Annotated in this window: 19 protein-coding genes and 1 riboswitch; of the genes, 15 read left to right on the forward strand and 4 right to left on the reverse strand. The window is 64.9% G+C overall.

What is annotated here, in order from left to right; genetic code table 11:
* A partial coding sequence (locus CFR71_RS02400; protein ID WP_133251085.1) for a transposase occupies positions 1 to 583 on the forward strand: 583 nt, incomplete at its 5' end.
* 52 nt (positions 584 to 635) lie between these two features.
* Here the strand turns inward: CFR71_RS02400 and ssb are convergent.
* On the reverse strand, positions 636 to 1,178 hold the full coding sequence (gene ssb, locus CFR71_RS02405) for a single-stranded DNA-binding protein (RefSeq protein ID WP_110527430.1): 543 nt from the start codon (positions 1,176 to 1,178) through the stop codon (positions 636 to 638).
* A 280-nt stretch (positions 1,179 to 1,458) separates the two neighbouring features.
* Here ssb and uvrA point away from each other — a divergent pair, with 280 nt between their 5' ends.
* From uvrA to speE, 3 genes are all read left to right on the forward strand, one after another.
* A complete protein-coding gene (uvrA, locus tag CFR71_RS02410) occupies positions 1,459 to 4,524 on the forward strand; it encodes an excinuclease ABC subunit UvrA (protein WP_239020238.1) in 3,066 nt (1,021 codons plus the stop codon).
* Positions 4,525 to 4,696: 172 nt separating this feature from the next.
* The gene (gene speD / locus CFR71_RS02415; protein WP_110526671.1) at positions 4,697 to 5,161 is read left to right on the forward strand and encodes an adenosylmethionine decarboxylase; all 465 of its coding nucleotides are present in this window, start codon (positions 4,697 to 4,699) and stop codon (positions 5,159 to 5,161) included.
* A 134-nt stretch (positions 5,162 to 5,295) separates the two neighbouring features.
* Positions 5,296 to 6,174 carry a polyamine aminopropyltransferase gene (gene speE, locus CFR71_RS02420; RefSeq protein ID WP_110526673.1) on the forward strand — a complete coding sequence of 293 codons (879 nt, stop codon included), beginning with the start codon at positions 5,296 to 5,298 and terminating at the stop codon, positions 6,172 to 6,174.
* Positions 6,175 to 6,243: 69 nt separating this feature from the next.
* Here the strand turns inward: speE and CFR71_RS02425 are convergent, their stop codons facing one another.
* A complete protein-coding gene (locus tag CFR71_RS02425; protein WP_110526675.1) occupies positions 6,244 to 7,257 on the reverse strand; it encodes a LysR family transcriptional regulator in 1,014 nt (337 codons plus the stop codon).
* Between the two features lie 153 nt (positions 7,258 to 7,410).
* Between CFR71_RS02425 and CFR71_RS02430 the strand changes: the two genes are divergently transcribed.
* Genes CFR71_RS02430 through CFR71_RS02455 form a run of 6 tightly spaced genes read left to right on the forward strand, consistent with a single transcriptional unit; the run spans position 7,411 to position 12,804 of the window.
* Complete coding sequence (locus CFR71_RS02430; RefSeq protein ID WP_110527433.1) at positions 7,411 to 8,301, forward strand: D-amino-acid transaminase; 891 nt, start codon at positions 7,411 to 7,413, stop codon at positions 8,299 to 8,301.
* Positions 8,298 to 9,140, forward strand: a complete 843-nt coding sequence (locus tag CFR71_RS02435; RefSeq protein ID WP_110526677.1) for a type 2 periplasmic-binding domain-containing protein — start codon at positions 8,298 to 8,300, stop codon at positions 9,138 to 9,140. Before CFR71_RS02430 ends, CFR71_RS02435 begins: the two co-directional genes overlap by 4 nt.
* 11 nt (positions 9,141 to 9,151) lie before the next feature.
* The gene (locus CFR71_RS02440; protein WP_207781314.1) at positions 9,152 to 10,219 is read left to right on the forward strand and encodes an amino acid ABC transporter permease; all 1,068 of its coding nucleotides are present in this window, start codon (positions 9,152 to 9,154) and stop codon (positions 10,217 to 10,219) included.
* The gene (locus CFR71_RS02445; RefSeq protein ID WP_207781315.1) at positions 10,216 to 10,962 is read left to right on the forward strand and encodes an ATP-binding cassette domain-containing protein; all 747 of its coding nucleotides are present in this window, start codon (positions 10,216 to 10,218) and stop codon (positions 10,960 to 10,962) included. Before CFR71_RS02440 ends, CFR71_RS02445 begins: the two co-directional genes overlap by 4 nt.
* Positions 10,959 to 12,020: a DmpA family aminopeptidase gene (locus CFR71_RS02450; RefSeq protein ID WP_207781316.1), complete on the forward strand. Its 1,062-nt coding sequence runs from the start codon at positions 10,959 to 10,961 to the stop codon at positions 12,018 to 12,020. The genes CFR71_RS02445 and CFR71_RS02450 overlap by 4 nt, the downstream gene beginning before the upstream one ends.
* Positions 12,004 to 12,804, forward strand: coding sequence for a M55 family metallopeptidase (locus CFR71_RS02455; RefSeq protein ID WP_110526681.1), 801 nt, complete (start codon positions 12,004 to 12,006; stop codon positions 12,802 to 12,804). Before CFR71_RS02450 ends, CFR71_RS02455 begins: the two co-directional genes overlap by 17 nt.
* A gap of 95 nt (positions 12,805 to 12,899) precedes the next feature.
* On the opposite strand, the gene CFR71_RS02460 is transcribed toward CFR71_RS02455, so the two are convergent.
* Positions 12,900 to 13,610: an FkbM family methyltransferase gene (locus tag CFR71_RS02460; protein WP_165832023.1), complete on the reverse strand. Its 711-nt coding sequence runs from the start codon at positions 13,608 to 13,610 to the stop codon at positions 12,900 to 12,902.
* 40 nt (positions 13,611 to 13,650) lie between these two features.
* On the opposite strand from CFR71_RS02460, the gene CFR71_RS16385 reads away from it, so the two are divergent.
* The gene (locus CFR71_RS16385) at positions 13,651 to 13,845 is read left to right on the forward strand and encodes a hypothetical protein (RefSeq protein ID WP_165832024.1); all 195 of its coding nucleotides are present in this window, start codon (positions 13,651 to 13,653) and stop codon (positions 13,843 to 13,845) included.
* Positions 13,846 to 14,199: 354 nt separating this feature from the next.
* On the opposite strand, the gene CFR71_RS02470 is transcribed toward CFR71_RS16385, so the two are convergent.
* A complete protein-coding gene (locus CFR71_RS02470) occupies positions 14,200 to 14,514 on the reverse strand; it encodes a putative quinol monooxygenase (protein WP_110526687.1) in 315 nt (104 codons plus the stop codon).
* Between the two features lie 147 nt (positions 14,515 to 14,661).
* A riboswitch (glycine riboswitch) is annotated at positions 14,662 to 14,749 on the forward strand.
* Between the two features lie 299 nt (positions 14,750 to 15,048).
* Here CFR71_RS02470 and gcvT point away from each other — a divergent pair.
* The 4 genes from gcvT to CFR71_RS02490 all read left to right on the forward strand — a co-directional run bounded on the left by gcvT (position 15,049) and on the right by CFR71_RS02490 (position 20,809).
* The gene (gene gcvT / locus CFR71_RS02475; RefSeq protein WP_110526689.1) at positions 15,049 to 16,182 is read left to right on the forward strand and encodes a glycine cleavage system aminomethyltransferase GcvT; all 1,134 of its coding nucleotides are present in this window, start codon (positions 15,049 to 15,051) and stop codon (positions 16,180 to 16,182) included.
* Positions 16,183 to 16,235: 53 nt separating this feature from the next.
* Positions 16,236 to 16,601, forward strand: a complete 366-nt coding sequence (gene gcvH, locus CFR71_RS02480) for a glycine cleavage system protein GcvH (protein WP_110526691.1) — start codon at positions 16,236 to 16,238, stop codon at positions 16,599 to 16,601.
* Between the two features lie 44 nt (positions 16,602 to 16,645).
* Entirely contained in the window at positions 16,646 to 19,531 is a 2,886-nt protein-coding gene (gcvP, locus tag CFR71_RS02485; protein ID WP_110526692.1) for an aminomethyl-transferring glycine dehydrogenase, read from the forward strand.
* A 177-nt stretch (positions 19,532 to 19,708) separates the two neighbouring features.
* Complete coding sequence (locus CFR71_RS02490; RefSeq protein WP_239020239.1) at positions 19,709 to 20,809, forward strand: ABC transporter substrate-binding protein; 1,101 nt, start codon at positions 19,709 to 19,711, stop codon at positions 20,807 to 20,809.

Here is a 20,809-nt window from a genome sequence, read left to right on the forward strand (position 1 = left end):
GCAGATCAGTCTGACCGATCCCGACAGCCGCCTCATGCGGCGTTCGGACGCCCACGAGTTCCGGCAGGCTTACAATGCCCAGGCCGTGGTCTGCGCCGAAGGCAGTCAGCTGATCGTGACAACCGACGTTGTCGCCACGTCAGCGGACGCGCCATCCTTTGCCAGCACCGTGCTGTCGATGGAACACACGATCGGTCTCCCAAAGACAGTGCTCGCCGACACCGGTTACGCCAGCGGGCAGGCGGTCCGGGACCTGCGGAAAAAAGGCATCGATCCGCTGGTCGCCATCGGACGGCCCTGCGCCCGCAGGCCTTATGACTTCCGGCCACCTCCTGAAGACAGGGAACCGCGCCGGATCACCGAACCCTGGCGGCTTGCCATGAAGAAAAAACTGGAAACCACAAAAGCCGGAAATATTTACAGACTACGAAAACAGACCGTTGAACCGGTCTTTGGAATTATCAAAAGCATCATGGGCTTCAGAAGATTCAGTCTGCGTGGCCTTGCAAAAGTCACGACTGAATGGACCCTCGTCGCTCTCGCATACAACTGCAAAAGAATGGCACGGCTTCAGGCAGCATAAGCCGGGTCAGCCTCGGCGTTATCAGCCGCAAAATGCCCAACCCGACAGGCTGCTAGAACGGAATTTCGTCGTCGAGGTCGCTGCCGCCCGCTGGCGCGTCCCAGCCGCCACCACCGCCGCCCGAACCGCCGGCCGGGGCCGAACGGGGGGGCTGTGACGTGCGGCCGGGATTGCCGCCGCCATATCCGCCACCGCCGTTTCCGCCGCCATAGCCACCGCCCATGTCGCCGCCTTCGCCGCCGCGATTGCTGTCAAGCAGGACGAGATCGCCACGGAAGCGGTCGACCACCACCTCGGTGGTGTAGCGTTCCTGCCCCGACTGGTCCGTCCACTTGCGCGTCTGAAGCGTCCCTTCGAGGTAGACCTTGCGCCCCTTGCGCAGGAAGCGTTCGGCCACGTCGCCGATGCGTTCGTTGAAGATGACCACCCGGTGCCATTCGGTGCGTTCGCGCCGTTCGCCAGAGGCGCGGTCGTTCCATGTCTCGCTTGTCGCAAGGGTCAGCGATACGATCTTCGCGCCGCTCTGGCTGTTGCGGATTTCCGGGTCCTTGCCCAGATTACCTACGAGGATGACCTTGTTGACGCTACCCGCCATTTGATGTCCTGCTTGCTGTTCGGGTTCGCCGGCGGCCTGTTCCCAGGCCCCGGGGGGCCGGGCCGGTCCGTCGGAAACCGCCATGTCCACCCTGCGGCGGAACGGCCGTTCATGATGCCCCCATCCTAGACCGAAATGGGCGGCGACCGGAAGGGTGGCGCGTCATCGAAAAAAATGCCTCGCCTTTTCGCCCCCTTGCCCTGTCGTGCGGATGGGGACAGAACAACATGGCAACATCACATTCGGTTCCCGCGGGATGCCCGCGGGGCAGGAGGATAACATGGACGATTCTTCTCCCGCGCGGGCGGGGGCCGGTGTGCCGCAGGTCACGGGACCCGCGATTCGGGTGCGCGGCGCGCGGGCGCACAACCTGAAGAATGTCGATGTCGACATCCCCCGCGACGCGCTGACGGTCATGACGGGCCTGTCGGGGTCGGGGAAATCGTCGCTGGCGTTCGACACCATCTATGCCGAGGGGCAGCGCCGCTATGTCGAAAGCCTTTCGGCCTATGCGCGGCAGTTCCTTGAACTGATGGGCAAGCCGGACGTCGATTCGATCGAGGGGCTGTCCCCCGCGATTTCGATCGAACAGAAGACCACGTCCAAGAATCCGCGCTCCACCGTGGGTACGGTGACGGAAATCCATGATTACATGCGCCTGCTGTGGGCGCGTGCCGGCGTACCCTATTCCCCCGAAACCGGCCTGCCGATCGAGGCGCAGACCATCAGCCAGATGGTCGATCGCATCATGGCCATGCCGGAGGGGACGCGCCTGATGCTGCTGGCCCCGGTCATCCGCGACCGCAAGGGGGAATGCCGCAAGGAACTGGCGGACCTGCAGCGCAAGGGCTTCACCCGCGTGAAGGTGGACGGCACGCTGTATGAAATCGGCGAGGTGCCGGACCTCAACCGCCGCCTGCGCCACACGGTGGAGGCCGTGGTGGACCGCATCGTCGTGCGCGAGGGGCTGGAATCCCGCCTTGCCGACAGTTTCGAGACCGCGCTGTCCCTGTCCGACGGCCTTGTCTATGCCGAGGAGGTGCGGCGCGAAAAGGACGATGACGGCACGCCTGCGGAACGCACCGTCTTTTCCTCGCGCTTCGCCTGCCCCGTCAGCGGGTTTACGCTGGAGGAGATCGAGCCCCGGCTGTTTTCCTTCAACGCGCCGCAGGGGGCATGTCCCGCGTGCGACGGCATCGGGCAGGAAACGTTTTTCGACCCCCATCTTGTCGTGCCGGACGAGGGGCTGTCGCTGAAGGACGGCGCGATCGCCCCGTGGCGCAACAGCCAGAGCCCCTATTACCAGCAGACCCTGGCGGGGATCGCGGCCCATTACGATGTCAGCATGGACACGCCATGGCGCGACCTGCCCGAAGGGGTGCGCGACGTCATCCTTCACGGCTGTCGCGATCCCATCGCCTTCACCTACAGCGACGACCGGCGCACCTATACCCTGACCAAGCCGTTCGAGGGGGTCATCACCAACCTGCGCCGCCGCATGGCGGAGACCGACAGCGTCTGGGTGCGCGAGGAGCTTTCGCGATACCAGTCCGAAAAGCCGTGCCATGTCTGCCACGGCGCGCGGCTGCGGCCCGAAGCCCTGTCGGTGAAGGTGGCGGGCCTGAACATCGCGCAGGCCTCCGACATGCCCATCCGCCGCGCGCTGGAATGGTTTGCCACGGTGGAACCCACGCTGAGCCCGCAGCGCGCGGAAATCGCGCGCCGCATCCTGCGTGAAATCCTCGACCGGCTGCGCTTCCTCGATGATGTGGGGCTGGATTACCTGACCCTGTCGCGCGGTTCGGCCACGCTGTCGGGCGGGGAGAGCCAGCGCATCCGCCTTGCCAGCCAGATCGGTTCGGGCCTGACGGGCGTGCTGTACGTGCTCGACGAACCCTCCATCGGGCTGCACCAGCGCGACAATGAACGCCTGCTCGGCACGCTGGAGCGGCTCAAGCGGCTGGGAAACACGCTGATCGTCGTCGAACATGACGAGGACGCGATCCGGGCCGCGGACTGGCTGATCGACATGGGGCCGGGCGCGGGCGTCAATGGCGGGCATGTCGTCGCCTGCGGCACGCCGCAGCAGGTCGCGGCCAATCCCGACAGCCTGACGGGCGCGTACCTGTCGGGGCGCCGGCGCATCGAGGTCCCGGCGCATCGCCGTCCCGTCGATCCGGAGCGTGAGCTGGTCCTGCGCGGGGCAACGGGCAACAACCTCAAGGACGTGACCGCGCGCTTCCCCCTGGGCACGTTCACATGCGTCACGGGGGTGTCGGGCGGTGGCAAGTCCACGCTGGTGATCGATACGCTGTACAAGGCCCTGTCGCGGCGACTGATGGGATCGGGGCAGAACCCGGCCCCGTATCGTGAGATCGACGGGATCGAACAGCTCGACAAGATCATCGACATCGACCAGTCGCCCATCGGGCGCACGCCGCGATCCAACCCCGCGACCTATACCGACCTGTTCACCCCGATTCGCGACTGGTTCTCCGAACTGCCGGAAAGCAAGGCGCGGGGGTACAAGGCGGGGCGCTTCTCCTTCAACGTGAAGGGCGGACGGTGCGAGGCATGCCAGGGCGACGGCGTGCTGAAGATCGAGATGCACTTCCTGCCCGATGTGTTCGTGACATGCGATACCTGCAAGGGCGCGCGTTATAACCGCGAGACGCTGGAGGTGAAGTTCCGGGGCAAGTCGATCGCCGACGTGCTGTCGATGTCCGTGGACGAGGCGCTGCCGTTCTTTTCCGCCGTGCCGCGCATCCGCGACCGCCTTGCGATCCTGCAGAAGGTGGGGCTGGGCTATGTCGCGCTGGGACAGCAGGCCACGACCCTGTCCGGGGGCGAGGCGCAGCGCGTGAAGCTGTCGAAGGAACTGGCCCGCCGCGCCACGGGGCGGACGCTGTACATCCTCGACGAGCCCACCACCGGCCTGCATACCGAGGACGTGCGCAAGCTGCTGGAGGTGCTGCACGCGCTGGTAGCGCAGGGCAACACCGTCGTGGTGATCGAACACAACCTGGAGGTCATCAAGACCGCCGACTGGGTGATCGACATGGGACCGGAAGGGGGCGACGGTGGTGGCCGCATCGTGGCCGAAGGCACGCCCGAGGAGGTCGCGGCGAATCCCGAAAGCCATACCGGCCGATTCCTTCGCCCCCTGCTGGCGGAGCGTCCGGTGATCGCGACGCCGCCGCCAAAGCCCGCGCGGGGGAAGAAGGTTGCGTCCCCCGCCACGGCGCGCGGGAAAAAGACCGTCCGTGCGCCAAAATCGCCCGCGTCGGGCGCACCTGCCGGTGGGAAAGCGAAAAAGGGCGGAAAAAAGCCGAAAAAAGCAGAATGAAACCCGGCGGCGCGCGATAGGGTTGCATGGCGGGAGGGCGGAATTGAAAAATATTCCGCCAAACAGGCGAAAAGTGCTTGCATCCTGCCCGGCAGAGGCCCTATCAGCGCCACTCTTGGCCCAAGGGGGCAATGTCTGCCCAACAGGCTGTCTACTGGTTTGGGGGTACGTGATGAACGCACTTGCTCAACTGGGGATGGTCTCGGAACTCCCGAGCGATAACCAGATCTCTTCAGCGCCGTTTTCGTCCGACGACGACCGGAAAGATTATTTCGTCGAAAAAGACGGGATGAAGTTTGCGGGCACGCATCTTCTTGTCGATCTTTGGGATGCGCACAATCTTGATGATCCCGACAGGATTGACCGCACCCTGTGCGAAGCCGCAGTGACGGCCGGGGCGACGATCCTGCACAGCCATTTCCATCACTTCACGCCCAATGGCGGCGTGTCCGGTGTGGTCGTGCTGGCGGAAAGCCACATTTCGATCCATACGTGGCCAGAGCGCAATTTCGCCGCCGTGGACATCTTCATGTGCGGCGCATGTGACCCGCATCTGGCGATCCCGGTCATGCAGCGCCTGTTCCAGGCCGGCCGGATCGAGGTGGACGAGCAGCGTCGCGGCCGCGTCCAGCCCTGATTTCATGCATGGGGACACGCCACAGTGTTCCCATGCCCTGCTATAGCCGATGCCCCCGCGCAGGGAGGTAATGACAGGCCGGACCGATATGTCCGGCCCGTTTTCGCGTGGATATTTTTCAAGGAGCACCACGGATGTCCGACGTCTGGATCAGCGAAACCCTGTACAATGGATGGCGACAGCAGTTTCGTGTCAACAGGATGCTGGCCCAGACCAAAAGCGCGTTTCAGGACATCGTGGTCTTTGAAAACGAGGATTATGGCCGTGTCCTGATGCTCGACGGCGTGGTGCAGATCACCGAACGTGACGAGTTCGTCTATCAGGAAATGCTGACGCATGTGCCGTTGCTGGCGCATGGGGCGGCGCGCAATGTCCTGATCATCGGGGCGGGCGATGGCGGCGTCCTGCGCCGCGTGCTGCAGCACAGCACGGTCGAACGCGCGGTGATGGTCGAAATCGACGGGGAGGTCATTTCCCTGTCCAGGAAATTCCTGCCTGACATCGCGGGCGATGCGTGGAACGACCCGCGCGCGGACGTGATCGTGGGCGATGGCATCGAATACGTGGCCAATGCGCCGGATGCGTCCTTTGACGCGATTATCGTGGACAGCACCGATCCGATTGGCGTGGGCGAAGTCCTGTTTACCGATTCGTTCTATCGTCACTGCGCGCGCATCCTGACCGATAACGGCCTGATCGTGAACCAGTGCGGCGTGCCGTTCATGCAGGCCGACGAACTGCGTGACACCAGCGCGCGCCGGGCGCAGTTCTTCCCCCATGTCTCGGCCTATGTCGCGGCCGTTCCGACCTATGTCGGCGGGTTCATGACGCTGGGCATCGCCGCCAAGGGCGAAGCCCCCGGACAGCACGATGTCAGCGTGATCCGCGAACGCGCGCGCAAGGCCGGCATTATCGAGGGATGCCAGTACTGGACCCCCGAAATGCACGTCGCGTCCTTTACACTGCCCCCATACATCGCGCGTAACCTGCCCGGCCACGGCCGGAAGGGTTAGGACCGGCATTCGCGTCATCCGGTGAAAACCGTTTGAAAAGGCAGGTTCGGCAGCGTCCCGAACCTGCCTTTATTTTTTATCGGCAGGCTGTTCCCCGACGCTTTCCTGACGACCGGGTGGTGGCGTCGCGGCAGGCGATGGCGCATCGGGCGCGCCGGTGTTCGCGTTGCGCCTGGCGCGGTCCCACAGGCGGCCCACGTCGCCCCCGCCTTCGTCCATGTGGCGATACAGGCGGATGTCGATGTCGAGATTCCATCGCGCATCGCGCGAGGCAGGGACAAGCGCGCCGGTGGCCAGTTCCGTCCTGATCAGGCTGCGCGGCAGCCAGCACAGCCCACCCCCGGCAAGCACGACAGCCTTCAGCCCATGGGCAATGGCATTCTGGTGGACCGTCACGCGCTGAAAGGGGGGCGAGACATCGAACAGCCGCCGCAGCACCTGCCCGAAGAAGGAATCATCGCCATAGGTGGCATAGGGCACCGCGATCGGCCGGGTCAGTGCCGCGTCCAGAAGGCCCTCTCCCACCCATTTCGTGCCATCGACGACAAGTTCGCGCGCGGTCACGGGGATTGCCTCGTCCGAGGAAACCTTCAGGAATTCGAACTTCCCTTCCTCCAGCCGCAGGCTGACGTAACGGTGCGCATAGGTCAGGAAGAAATCGGCCTCTCCCTCCACCAGCGCTGACAGATTGGCCTCGATCCCGCCGCGGTCCGGCAGGATCGCCGCACGGATCGGCGGCGCATCGAGGCTGAGGGCCGCCATCCAGTTCGGAAAGAACGCCACGGCCAGCGTATGCAGCGCTGCGAAGCGCACCAGTTTCGCCGCCGCATCCCCCCTGAAGGCTTCGCGCGCGCCGTAAAGCTGCCGGATCATGTCGCGCGCCTGCGGAAGGAAGCGCAGCCCTTCGCGCGTCAGTTCCGCAGGCAGGGAGGCACGGCTGACCAGCGTCGTGCCCAGCCAGTTCTCAAGCTGCCGGACCCGTCGGCTCAGGGCGGGCTGGGTGACATGGCGAAGCTCCGCGGCACGCGAAAAACTGCCTGTCTCAGCCAGCGCCGCGAAATCTTCCAGCCATTTCAGTTCCATCTACCCATGACCTTTTCCCAAAGGGGGATTATCCGTCAAACCAATGATATTCCTACGTTATACAGAAATGGAATATCTTTGTGCCAAATTGCTATTGGCCTTGTCAGGCACGATCCGCCAGCATTGGGACATCATCTGCTGACGAAGGCGCCGATGGAACGGACTGTATATTGTGCCGGCACGTACATGCCGCAAAGCGAGGCGCGCCTCGGCATCCTTGATCGCGGCACGCTGTTCGGGGACGCGATTTACGAGGTCACGGTCGTTCTGGACGGGCGGTTGATCGACAATGGCCTGCACCTTGATCGCCTTGAACGTTCGCTTGCCGCGCTGGCGATTCCCATGCCGCTGCCAAGGCATGAAATCGAGGCCGTCCAGCACGAACTCGTCGCGCGTAACGAACTGGAGGAAGGCACGCTGTACCTGCAGGTCAGCAGGGGCGAGGCCGACCGTGATTTTGTCTATCCCGCCGACATGCGGCCCAATTTCTTCGCCTTTACCCAGCGCAGGGCGATCCGCGATACCCCGGCGCAGAGGCAGGGCATCAGCGTCGCCCTGATGCCTGACCCACGCTGGGCGCGACGCGACATCAAGACGACGATGCTGCTTGGGCAGGTGCTGGCCAAGCGGGAAGCGCGGGCGACGGGATTTGCCGATGTCTGGTTTGTCGAGGACGGCGTGATAACGGAAGGCGCGTCTTCGACCGCGTTCCTCATCACCCGCGCGGGCGCGGTGGTGACCCGTCCGAATTCCCACGCCATCCTGCCCGGATGCACCCGCAGGGCCGTGCAGGCCCTGTGCGCCCGCCATGATCTGGTGTTCGAGGAACGTGGCTTCACGCCCGATGACATCGCGATGGCGGCCGAGGCATTCCAGACCAGCGCCTCCTCGCTTGTTACGCCGGTTGTCCGGGTCGGCGCGATTCCCATCGGGGACGGAACGCCCGGCCCCATGACCCGCCGGCTCCAGCGCTATTACCTTGAGGCGGCCCTCGGACAGGGACCCGATGCGCGGCCCGCTAAGCCGGGGCCTGAACTCTTGTGAGGCAGCTTCGGCATACGGGCGTGGTGTTCGCGCTGCTGGTGGGCCTTGCGTTTCATCAGGCCCGCGCGGCCGAGGGTTATGGGCAGTGCAGGCTGTTCGGCCATGGCGCGACGCATCACGTGACACCGGCCGTGCCGGGGCAGCTGACCGTGTTGATCAACCTTCCGGCCGTTGGCGAATTCGACGGGGATACGCCCACGACCATCCGCTCGGGGCGGGAGTTCTGCCTTGCGGTGAATATCGCCTACCGCCTTGGGCTTGACCGGGTCGTCCTGCGCAATGCCTCGTTCGATTCCCTCGTGGCCGGACGGAACCGGGATTATGACCTGGCCCTGGCGCTTGTGTCCGTGCGGCATCGGGACCATGAGGTCGTCACGTTTTCCGCGCCCTATGCATTCGACAGCTATGGCATCGCGACGCGTGCCACCACGCGGATGGACGAAAACACCCTGCGCGCGGCCCGTGTTGGCACGCAGCTGGGCACCAACGTTACCTCGTGGGCGCGGGACAGTCTGAAAATCCGCCGTCTTTCCGCGTTTGACGATACCGGCACGATGTTCACGGCCCTGGCGGCGGGGAACGTGGATGCGGTCATCACCAGCCTGTCCGTCATCCTTGGGCAGGTCGGCGCCGCGCAGGGACGTTTCCGGGTGGTGGGCCAGTTCCCCGAAGGCACGCCGATCGCGGCGGTGCTGCCGCTGCATTCGCCCGAAGCCCCCGTGATCGACCGGATCATCAATGACATGCGAACGGAGGGAACGCTGCGCGCGCTTGACATGACCTACCTCGCCCCCCTGTGGAAGGGCGCCGATCCCTCGACGATTCCGGTATGGCATTGAGGACGGGCGACATGGGACGGCCCGCGCGTCCGGTTCATATCCATCGCGGGCGATCGCTGCTGTCCCTGCTGGTCGCGTTGGGAACGGGGGGCATGGCTGCGCTTTCGGTCCTGCGGATCGGCGGTTATGCGCATGGGCAGGGGATCGGATGGCCCATCATCGTGGCGGTGGCGGCCGTGACGTGCGCGGCCTGCGTGCATGTCATCGCGCTGGGCTGGCGCGCCGTAATATTGTCGGCGCGGGCCGGACGGGTGGACGAGGTGCATCGCGCGCGCGAACTGGGCGCGCGTGCCTCCCTGCGGTCGTGGAACGCCCTGGCATGGTCCTGCGCGTTGCTGATCGGCGTCGGGCTGGCGTGGCTTCTGGCGCTGAATGACGCGGCTGTCAGCCGGACCTTCTTCGACCTTGCGCTGATCCGGCGTTCGGCGGGCGAAATCCTGTCCGCCTTTACCACCAACATCGTCATCTTCGCCGTCTCGATGGTCCTGATCCTGGTATGGGCGCTTCTGATCGCCATCGCGCGCACCCTGCCGGGTGAGGCGGGACGGCCGCTGCGGCTGATGGCGACCGTCTATTGCGACCTGTTCCGTGGGCTGCCATCAATCATTACCATCTACCTTATCGGCTTCGGCCTGCCGCTGACCAACCTTCCGTTCGTCTCCACCCTGTCGTCGAGCACCTATGCCATCATCGCCCTGACGCTGACCTATGGCGCCTATACGTCCGAAATCTACCGCGCGGGGATCGAGGGCGTGCATCACAGCCTGATCGCCGCCGCGCGTTCGCTGGGGTTCAGCCATGCCATGACCCTGCGCCATGTCGTGGTGCCCATTGCGTTGCGCAACATTGTCCCGCCGCTGATGAACGACTGCATCAGCCTTCAGAAGGATACGGCGCTGGTGTCCGTTATCGGCACGATCGACGCGTTCAACCAGTCGAAGATCATAGCCGCCAACAATTTCAACCTTTCCGCCGTGACAACGGTCGCGATCCTGTTCGTCCTGATCACGATCCCGCAGGCGCGGCTTGTCGACCGGCTGACGCAGCGCGCGCGCAGCCGTCGGACGGGAAATGCATGATGGCCCTTCTGGAAATCGATAACATCACCAAATATTACGGCGCGAACAGGATCCTGGCCGATCTTTCCCTTTCGGTGGATGAACATCAGGTCGTCTGCCTGATCGGGCCGTCGGGATGCGGGAAATCAACGCTTCTGCGCTGCATCAACCGGCTGGAGGAAACCAGTTCGGGTGAAATCCGCATCCATGGCGAACGCATTACCGGACCGGGCGTCGACCTTGACCGCCTGCGACAGGATATCGGCATCGTTTTCCAGTCCTATAACCTTTTCCCCCACATGACGGTGCTGCACAATACCATCCTTGCCCCCACGACGCTGCGCAACCAGTCGCGCGCCGAAGCGACGGATCGCGCGATGGCGCTGCTGGAACGCGTGGGCCTTGCGCGCAAGGCCCACGAATATCCCGATCGCCTGTCAGGGGGGCAGCAGCAGCGCGTCGCGATCGTCCGGGCGTTGATGATGGATCCCATGCTGCTGCTGCTTGATGAGATAACCTCGGCCCTGGATCCGGAGCTTGTGGCCGAAGTGCTTGACCTTGTGCGCGATCTTGCGACACGTGGAATGACCATGATTCTTGCGACGCATGAAATGGGCTTTGCGCGTGAAGCCTCCGATCGGGTCTGCTTCCTCTATCAGGGCCGGGTTCATGAGGAAGGGACCCCGCAGGAAATCTTCAGCGCGCCGCGCCAGGAAAAAACGCGTGCCTTCCTGCGTGACCTTGTCAAGGCGGGGCGGCTGTGAGCGTATCCTTCCCCCTTGCGCGTGACTTCGGGCTGATCCCCGACGGACATCTGCGGCCCGGCGCGCTCAATGCGCTGTGTGACGTGCCGGGTGTCGCGGTCGGGCATCGCACGATCCGCCGTGACGCGATCGCAACGGGCGTGACCGCGATCCTTCCCCATGGCGGCGACCTGTTTCGCGAAAAGGTCCGCGCGGGGGTGGAGGTCATCAACGGCTTTGGAAAATCGGTCGGGCTGATCCAGGTCCGCGAACTGGGCACGATCGAGACGCCCCTGCTGCTGACTAATACGTTTGGCGTCAGCGCCTGCGCCGACAGGCTGATCCGCCGGGGCATCGCCGCCAATCCCGCCATCGGTCGCGCGACCTCGACGATCAATCCGCTTGTCCTTGAATGCAACGATGGCGCGATCAACGATATCCAGGCCTTCGCGGTCAGCGGGGATGACGCGGACGCGGCACTTGCCGCCGCGCGTCCCGGTCCCGTGGCGCAGGGCGCGCTCGGCGCCGGGACGGGGATGACGGCGTTCGGGTTCAAGGGCGGTATCGGCACGGCCTCGCGGCGCATGGCGCTGGACGGGCGGACTTTCACGCTGGGCGTGCTCGTGCTTGCGAATTTCGGCGTTTCGGGCGATCTCGTGCTTCCGGACGGGCGGCGTCCGTCCCCCCGTGCGCCCGGTGGGGAGGAGCGTGGATCGGTCATCGTCGTCATGGGCACCGATCTTCCCCTTGATGACCGCCAGCTGACGCGCGTGGCGCGGCGTGGCGCGGCCGGACTGGCGCGGCTTGGCGCGTTCTGGGGCAATGGCAGCGGCGACATCGCGCTGTGTTTCAGCACCGCCGACAGGGTCGCGCACGATCCGGCGACGCCCTTCGCGCCCGTCATGCGCATTGCCGAGCCACTGATCGACCTGCCTTTCCGCGCGGCGGCCGAGGCCACGCAGGAAGCCGTGCTCAACGCACTTTGCGCCGCCCCGCCGACGCCGGGTCGCGATGGCGCGTTTTTCCCATCCCTTGCCGACTGGCTGCGAGAAAATCCGATCCATGAAAATCTTTCTTAGCGCGGATATGGAAGGCACGGCCGGCATTACGGCGTGGAGCGAAACCGAACCGCAGCATGCCGATTACGCGGCCTTTCGCGTCCTGATGACCGATGAAGTCGTTGCCGCCTGCGAAGGCGCCCGGCAGGCGGGGGCCACCACCATCGTGGTGAAGGACGCCCATGACAGTGGCCGCAACCTGCTTGTGGATCGCCTGCCGCCGGATGTGACCATCGTGCGCGGCTGGGCCGGGCATCCCGATGGCATGATGTTCGGCATCGACGGCAGTTTCGACGCCGCCCTTCATACCGGCTGCCATGCCCGGGCGGGGGCGGAAGGGAATCCGCTGGCCCATACGACGACGACCCGCATCGCCAGCGTCATGCTCAATGGCGCGCCCGCGTCGGAATTCAGGCTCAATGCCCTGTGCGCCGCGCGTTACGGTGTCCCGTCGCGTTTCATCAGTGGCGATCGTGATATCTGTGCGGAGGCACGCGCGCTCGTGCCGGGGATCGACGCGGTGGAAACAATGACCGGGACCGGCTTTGCGACGACCTCCCTCGTCCCCGCCCGCGCGACCGCCCTGATCCGCGATACCGTCGCGCGTGCCCTGTCCCGTCCCGTGGAGGGGTGTTTTCCCCCAGGGGCGGACGAATACGAACTGGTTGTCGAATTCCGCTCCCCCAATGATGCCTACCGGGTCCAGTGGTATCCGGGTGCCTGCCTTCATGGCCCCTGCCGGGTCGCGTTCGCCGCGCGGGACTATTTCGAAATCCAGCGTGCCTACATGTTTCTGACACGTTAGGCCGCGCGGCGGACCCCGTTCAGGTCCGGCACCCTGTCCTGCGGGATCGGCAGGGTGCTGCTTTCACGCCAGATCGGGCATGCCTTGAGTGGCGATTATCGGGAAAGGACGAGCATCCGGTCAATATTGAGCGGACCTTTCATGATGTCGTCAGGTGTGACGGACTGCCTGCCGCTGGCCGTAATCTGCGACAGTCCGAAGCCGGCCTGCAGGAAATTGTTCAGGAACGCCATCGGGTCCGCATAACGGTCGGGGGTGAATTCCAGAATGATCGAAAGGGGCTTTCCACGGCCGAGGATGCCCTGCATGCCTGCCCATACGGCCTGTTCGCTTCCTTCGACATCGATCTTGATGAAATCGACAGGCCGGTCCCCCACAATGTCATCAAGTGTCCTGGTCCTGATGCGAACGGAGGTGCTGCTGTCATCCTCACCTGAATGGGGCGCACCGTAATGGACCGCGCCGTTCTGGGGAAAATTCCTTGGAATTGTCAGGGTCATTTCCTGCCCTGATTCCGCGGTTATCGCGTCGGTAACCAGTTCCACGCGGCTGTCAAACGCATTCACCCGTACGGACTGGGTCAGCAGGGACGCCATGCGCGGATTGGGTTCCGCCACGATGACGTGGCCATCCGGCCCAACCAGATCCGCCAGCAGCACGGAGAAATAACCAAGGTTCGCCCCCACATCGATGGCGGTCATGCCTTCCCTGACCAGGTCTATCATGGTTTCCGTGACCGACAGTTCCCAGTAACCATCAAGTATGAGATGGGGGGACAGGCCACGGTCTTCCGGATTGACGAACATCTTATACTTGCAAAGTACGCGGCACAGGATGGCATCATCCATGGGAACGCCACGCGCGTTTGCCCGGATGAGCTGCTTGTATACCGCGCGGGGAAGTTTGCGCATGCACCGTGGATGTAAAACGCCCTGGTTCAAGGCAGGCGTGCGTTTTTTTATATTTTGGATTATTTTGGATTTTATGGGAATTATTTTTTCAGAATTCCAGCCCAGCGTTTCAAAAGACACCATCATCTAAAATCCAAAGCATTTATTCATGTGGAAACCCCATACATTGTTGGAAAATATCTGTCCATCTTGTTTATTTTGTGTCGGGGCTGGTCCAATACATGAAAAATACCATCGGCGGGGGCGGCATCCCGGGCATTAAGGACGCGCGCCAGCGGGGCATCCTGCAATCCGCAACGGGCCGCCGCGCAAATACGTGTCCAGAGGGGCCGGGACTGACAGGACGCCCCGCAGCGGACCATCCGCCAGGACGCGGGACTGTCACGGATGACGTGTCCGCGGCGGGCGATGTCTCCTGACTGCCGGATGGCGTGTTCTCCTGCCGTCCTCAAGGGAGCGGGCCGCCCTTTTCCCGTCTGGTGCCTCAGGCGCGGGCGGGCGCGTGGCGCGATGTCTTGCGCACGCTGACGGTGCGTACCTTCAGCGTGTTCACCGCCTTGTCAAATGCCTTGAAATGCGGCGTCGCCAGATGCGCGTCGAATGCCGCCGCGTTGTCATATACCTCGTGCAGGATGACGGTATCGGGTTCCTCGCTGGTGGTCAGTACGTCAAAGCTGGAGCAGCCCGGCTCGTCCGTGACCGAACGGATGCTGTCCTCGACGCAGGCATCGAGGAAGCGCTGGCGCGTCTGTGCCGTGGTCTCGAATTCCGCCACGATGATGAGGGGGGCGTCTGTCATGTCTGTCATCCTCCTGTTGGGTCCGGCATCCGTGTCGCGAGGGATCAAGGGCGCGCCGGACCTGTGGCCGCCATGACGGTCGCGCGGGCGCGGGGATGCGAACGTCATTCATGGATTGACTTGTGTTCCGGTGTCATGTCAAGCAGTCGATACTGACACGGGAGAGACCGGCCATGCCGGCGCCGAAGGAGCAACCGCCCCGGAAACTCTCAGGCAAAAGGACCGGTCGGTGATAACTTCTGGAAAGAGATGTCCGCTCGCCGGGCATCCGCCGACGGGATAGCGATCTCAGGCACAGGTGACAGAAGGGGCAGGTGATATCCATTACGGAGTCGCGGGAGCCCTTTTCATGTCCATGCCATCGGCGCAGATCATAACGACTTCGCAATTTCCTGCCCTTACCCCCATATATTCCCCATGCGCGCGTCCTGACGCCGCGAATCGCATTTCCCCGACGCGCCCCGTGTCGTGGCATGCGGGGCGTGGCGCCGGTGGCGTCGTCGGGACATATCGTAATGACGAGGTAGTCTTCGCATGACCCAGGGTCTTTTGCGCACGCCGCTGCACGCGCTGCATCTTGAACTGGGGGGACGCATGGTGCCCTTCGCCGGATACGAGATGCCGGTCCAGTACGCCGCCGGCGTCATGGCGGAACATCTTCATACCCGTGCCGCGGGCGGGGTGTTCGATGTTTCGCACATGGGGCAGGTCCGCGTCCGTCCGCGTTCCGGCGTGATGGAGGACGCGGCGCTGGCGCTCGAACGTCTCGTGCCTGCCGATATCGTGGCCCTGCGTCCGGGACGGCAGCGTTATGCCCTGCTGATGCGCGACGACGGGGGCATCAGCGACGACCTGATGATCGCCAACATGGGGACATGGTTCCTGCTGGTGGTCAACGCGGCCTGCAAGGAGGCCGATTTCGCGCTGATCAAGGCCGGTATCTCCGACGTCTGCGAGGTGGAATTCCTCTCCGACCGCGCGCTGATCGCGGCACAGGGGCCTGCTGCGGTCAGGGCGATGGCGCATCTCGCCCCCGAGACGGCCGGCATGCGCTTCATGGACGTGATCGAAACCGAGGTCGCGGGCGTGAAATGCGTCGTTTCGCGCTCCGGCTACACTGGCGAGGACGGGTTCGAGATCGGCATGCCGGCTTCGCAGGCCGAAAAGGTGGCGCGTGCGCTGCTGGCCTGTCCCGACATGGCGGCGGCCGGGCTGGGCGCGCGTGACAGCCTGCGGCTGGAGGCCGGCCTGTGCCTGTATGGTTCGGACATCGACACGACGACATCCCCGGTCGAAGGCGCGCTGGAATGGTCGATCCAGAAAAGCCGCCGTCCCGGTGGCGCGCGCGCGGGCGGCTATCCGGGGGCGGATGTCGTGGCGCGGCAGCTGGGCGAAGGCGCGAAGCGGCGTCGCGTCGGGCTGCGCGGGGAGGGACGCGCCCCGATCCGTGGCGGCGCACCCCTGTTCAGCGACGCCGAGGGCACGCACCAGGTCGGCCATGTGACGTCGGGCGCCTTTGGCCCCAGCGTGCCCGGCCCGGTTTCGATGGGATACGTGGATGGCGCGTGCGCGGCCGTCGGCACGCCGCTGTTCGCGGGCGTGCGTGGCCGCTTCCTGCCGGTTCATGTGGTGGCGCTGCCGTTCGTGGCGCCGACCTTCCGGCGCTAGGCCCCGGTTCTACCCTGTTTTCCAACATTCAGCATCAAGAAGACGAGCGGATCATGAGCATCTATTACACCAAGGAACATGAGTGGCTGCGCATCGAGGGCGACGAGGTCGTCGTCGGCATCACGCAGCATGCGGCGGACGAGCTTGGCGAACTGGTGTTCGTCGAGGCCAAGGACGCCGGGACCGAAGTCGCGCAGGGTGACAGCGTCGCGGTCGTGGAATCGGTCAAGGCCGCGTCCGACATCTATGCCCCCGTGTCCGGCACGGTCGTCTCCTTCAACGACGCGCTGTCGGAGGATCCCTCCCTCATCAACCGCGAGCCGGAGGCGGCTGGCTGGATCGTGCGCATGACGATGGCGGACAGGGCGCAGCTTGACGGGCTGCTGGATGCGGCCGCCTACGCCGCGCTGCTGGCCTGATAATCACGCCGCCTGCCTGTGTGACCTGACGGAGTTCCCCGATCATGACGTCTTCCACCGATAACTCCCCCCTGTGGCAGGGCGCGGGTGGCGATCCTGACGCGTTCTGCGCGCGTCACGTCGGCCCCGATGCCCATGACGTGCGCGAAATGCTGCATGTCGTCGGGGCGGAAAGCCTTGATGCCCTGATGGCGCAGACCGTTCCCGGCGATATCCGCCTGAAGGGGGAAATGGGCCTTGGCGCGGGGATATCCGAAACGCAGGCGCTCGACCGCCTGCGCCAGATCGCCCGGCGTAACAAGGTGATGACGTCACTGATCGGGCAGGGGTACTACAACACCATCCTGCCGGGCGTGATCCAGCGCAACGTGCTGGAAAGCCCGGCATGGTATACGGCCTATACCCCGTACCAGCCCGAAATCAGCCAGGGCAGGCTGGAGGCGCTGCTGAACTTCCAGACGCTGGTCATCGAACTGACGGGGCTGGATGTCGCCAATGCCTCCCTGCTGGACGAAGCCACCGCGGCGGCGGAGGCGATGTCCATGGCGCGTCGCGTCGCCCGCAGCAAGGCGAACGCGTTCTTTGTCGATGCGGACTGCCACCCGCAGGTGATTTCGGTCCTGCGCACGCGGGCCGAGCCGATGGGATGGACGCTGGTGGTGGGCGATCCTGCGCACGACCTGCGCGCGGCGGAGGTTTTCGGCGCGCTGTTCCAGTATCCCGGATCCTCCGGGCAGGTGCGCGACCCCCGCGCCGCGATCGCGGCATTGCACGAGGCCGGGGCGATTGCTGCGATGACGGCGGACCCGATGGCGCTGGTGCTGCTGGAAAGCCCCGGCGCGCTGGGCGCGGACATCGCGGTCGGCTCGATGCAGCGTTACGGCATGCCGATGGGGGCCGGCGGTCCGCATGCGGCCTATATGGCGGTGCGCGATGCGTTCAAGCGCAACATGCCCGGACGTCTGGTCGGGGTGTCGGTCGATGCGCGGGGCAAGCCCGCCTACCGTCTGGCGCTGCAGACGCGCGAACAGCATATCCGGCGTGAAAAGGCGACGTCGAACATCTGCACCGCGCAGGTGCTGCCGGCCGTCGTCTCGTCAATGTATGCGCTGTATCATGGGCCGGAGGGGCTGCGTGCCATCGCCGGGCGCATCCACCGCCTGTGTGTCGTGACGGCGGCGGGACTGCGCGCGTTGGGCGAGGACGTGCGCACGGATGCGTTCTTCGACACGCTGACCATCGCCACGGGCACGCGCACGGCGGACATCGTCCGGCGCGCGACCGGGGCGGGCATGAACCTGCGGCAGGTCGATGCCCACACGCTGGGCCTCAGCCTGGACGAGACCACGACGCCCGAGGTGGTGCGCGCCATCTGGACCTGTTTCAGCGGCGATGCCGCGCGTGTCGGCGCGATGGAGGGCACGCTGTCTGCCCCCGGCACGGCCATTCCGGACTCGTTGACGCGCAAGGGCAGCTTCCTGACCCAGCCGGTCTTCAGCGCCTATCGTTCCGAGACGGACATGCTGCGCTACCTGCGGCGTCTGGCGGACAAGGACCTGGCGCTTGACCGTTCGATGATCCCGCTGGGGTCATGCACGATGAAGCTGAATGCCACGGCGGAAATGATGCCCATCACGTGGCCGGAATTCTGCGACATCCACCCCTTTGCCCCGGCGGACCAGATGGAAGGGTACGCCGAACTCTTCGCCGATCTGCAGGACATGCTGTGCCGCATCAGCGGGTATGACGCGGTCTCCCTCCAGCCCAATTCGGGCGCGCAGGGGGAATATGCCGGCCTGCTGGCCATCCGCGCCTATCACCGCGCGCGGGGCGACGAGGGACGCGACGTGTGCCTGATCCCGGCGTCCGCGCACGGGACCAACCCGGCATCCGCGCAGATGGCGGGGATGAAGGTCGTCGTCGTCAAATGCGACGAACATGGCAACGTGGACATGGACGACCTCAGGGCCCGCATCGCGCAGCACGCGCCGAAACTGGCCGCGATCATGATCACCTATCCCTCCACCCATGGCGTGTTCGAACAGAACGTGCGCGAACTGTGCGACCTCGTGCATGCTGCGGGCGGGCAGGTCTATCTGGACGGGGCGAACATGAACGCGCAGGTGGGGCTGTCGCGGCCGGGGTCCTATGGCTCGGACGTCAGCCATTTCAACCTGCACAAGACGTTCTGCATCCCGCATGGCGGCGGCGGTCCCGGCATGGGGCCGATCGGCGTGGGCGCGCACCTTGCGCCGTTCCTGCCGGGGCGTCCCGAACTGGGCGAGGCCAATGCCGTGTGCGCGGCCCCGTTCGGATCGGCCGACGTGCTGCCGATTTCATGGACCTACATGAAGATGATGGGCGACGCCGGGCTGCGTCGCGCGACCGAGGTCGCGATCCTGAATTCCAACTACATCGCGGCGCGGCTGTCGGATTATTATCCGGTCCTGTATCGCGGGGCGAACGGACGGGTGGCGCATGAATGCATCATCGACCTGCGTCCCGTGCGCGATACGGCCGGTGTCACGGTGGACGACATTGCCAAGCGTCTGGTCGATCATGGCTTCCACGCGCCGACCGTCAGCTTTCCCGTGGCGGGTACCTTCATGATCGAGCCCACGGAATCCGAAGGGCGGCGCGAACTGGACCGTTTCTGCGACGCGATGATCGCCATCCATGCGGAAATCGCTGAAATCCTCAGCGGTGAACTGACGGTGGAGCAGAGCCCGCTGCGTCATGCGCCGCATACCGTGCGCGACGTGACCGATTCGCAGTGGGATCGTGTCTATGACCGCGCGCGTGCCTGCCTGCCGGGCGAGGTCGGGGCCGGCACCAAATACTGGTCCCCGGTCAACCGTCTGGACAATGCCTATGGCGACCGGAACCTTGTCTGTTCCTGCCCGGACATCTCCACCTATGCCGAGGACTGACTGATCCCCCCGCCGCGCCGGGGGCATCGTCGCAGTGACGCAGGAAAGCCGCCTTCGGGGCGGCTTTCTTCGTATCGGGACGGGGATGGAGAAGATGGGGTGGCGGATGCGATATCGTCTACCGATCGTCTCTGGCGGCGGATGTATCCAATAGGATATGGTGCAATGACATCAGGCATGAGGGACGATCAGGGAATGCGGCAGACGCGAAGGTGGGGCATGGGCGTGATCGGCGCGTCATTGCTGGTGGCGTTTTCCGCCCATGCGGCGCAGCCGCAGGCGACCCGCCCGGTTGCCGACATGACGGGACAGATCCAGCAGGTTCCCCGGCAGCCCCGCCGCATCGCCGACCTGTGGTTCGCCCATAATGAACTGACGATCATGCTGGGTGCCGCGGACCGGATCGCGGTGACGGTGGACCGCCCGGCGACCCGGCCATGGATGTTCCGCGTCGCACCGGCACTGTATCACGCGATCGGCGTCAACGGCCCGGCGGTCAATGCGGAAAGCCTGCTGCAGGCCGGGGTGGATGTCGCCTTTGTCCCTAATGGGTCGGCAACGGCGGCGGCGCTGCGCGCGGTGGGAATTCCCGTACTGGTGGCCGGGTTCTCAGATGTCGCGACGTTGCGGCGTTCGCTGGACATGACGGCGCAGGTGATCGGCACGGCGCAGGCGCGCGATGTCGCCCAATCCTATGAAGCCATGCTGGATCGCGTGGTCCGTGATACGCGCGCGCGCACCGATACGCTGCCCCCCGGCGGCAGGCCGCGCGTGGTGCATATCCAGTCGCTACATCCCCTGCGGGTGGACGGGCGCAATACGATCATCGACGAATGGCTGTCGATCGCGGGCGCACGCAACGCGGCGGACGGGGTGGATGGAAACATGAAGCCCGTCTCGGTCGAGCAAATCGCGGCATGGAATCCCGATGTGCTGATCCTTGGCCCCGACAGCGGCAGTTTCGACCCGGCGGCCGATGGGGGCGTGTGGCGCAACATCGCCGCCGTCAAGGCAGGACGCATCCTTCATAACCCGTCGGGCGTGTTTCCGTGGGACCGTTACGGAAGCGAATTCCCCCTTCAGGTCGCATGGGCGGCGCAGATGCTGCATCCCGACCTGTTCGCCGGCACCAACATGGTGGAACAGACCCGCGCGTTCTATCGGGAGTTTTTCCATTACGACCTCGACGCCGCGCAGGCGGGGCGCATACTGGCAGGTCTTCCCCCCCTTGACGACGCGACCGGGACCGGACCTGTCACGGGGACTGGCGCCCATTGA

The organism is Novacetimonas pomaceti (assembly GCF_003207955.1).
Taxonomy (GTDB): Bacteria; Pseudomonadota; Alphaproteobacteria; order Acetobacterales; family Acetobacteraceae; genus Novacetimonas; species Novacetimonas pomaceti.

Coding starts and splice junctions, on each gene's coding strand:
- ssb (WP_110527430.1), bottom strand. CDS start 1,178: ATGGCGGGTAGCGTCAACAAGGTCATCCTCGTAGGTAATCTGGGCAAG.
- uvrA (WP_239020238.1), top strand. CDS start 1,459: ATGGACGATTCTTCTCCCGCGCGGGCGGGGGCCGGTGTGCCGCAGGTC.
- speD (WP_110526671.1), top strand. CDS start 4,697: ATGAACGCACTTGCTCAACTGGGGATGGTCTCGGAACTCCCGAGCGAT.
- speE (WP_110526673.1), top strand. CDS start 5,296: ATGTCCGACGTCTGGATCAGCGAAACCCTGTACAATGGATGGCGACAG.
- CFR71_RS02425 (WP_110526675.1), bottom strand. CDS start 7,257: ATGGAACTGAAATGGCTGGAAGATTTCGCGGCGCTGGCTGAGACAGGC.
- CFR71_RS02430 (WP_110527433.1), top strand. CDS start 7,411: ATGGAACGGACTGTATATTGTGCCGGCACGTACATGCCGCAAAGCGAG.
- CFR71_RS02440 (WP_207781314.1), top strand. CDS start 9,152: ATGGGACGGCCCGCGCGTCCGGTTCATATCCATCGCGGGCGATCGCTG.
- CFR71_RS02445 (WP_207781315.1), top strand. CDS start 10,216: ATGATGGCCCTTCTGGAAATCGATAACATCACCAAATATTACGGCGCG.
- CFR71_RS02455 (WP_110526681.1), top strand. CDS start 12,004: ATGAAAATCTTTCTTAGCGCGGATATGGAAGGCACGGCCGGCATTACG.
- CFR71_RS02460 (WP_165832023.1), bottom strand. CDS start 13,610: ATGTTCGTCAATCCGGAAGACCGTGGCCTGTCCCCCCATCTCATACTT.
- CFR71_RS16385 (WP_165832024.1), top strand. CDS start 13,651: ATGGGAACGCCACGCGCGTTTGCCCGGATGAGCTGCTTGTATACCGCG.
- CFR71_RS02470 (WP_110526687.1), bottom strand. CDS start 14,514: ATGACAGACGCCCCCCTCATCATCGTGGCGGAATTCGAGACCACGGCA.
- gcvT (WP_110526689.1), top strand. CDS start 15,049: ATGACCCAGGGTCTTTTGCGCACGCCGCTGCACGCGCTGCATCTTGAA.
- gcvH (WP_110526691.1), top strand. CDS start 16,236: ATGAGCATCTATTACACCAAGGAACATGAGTGGCTGCGCATCGAGGGC.
- gcvP (WP_110526692.1), top strand. CDS start 16,646: ATGACGTCTTCCACCGATAACTCCCCCCTGTGGCAGGGCGCGGGTGGC.
- CFR71_RS02490 (WP_239020239.1), top strand. CDS start 19,709: ATGAGGGACGATCAGGGAATGCGGCAGACGCGAAGGTGGGGCATGGGC.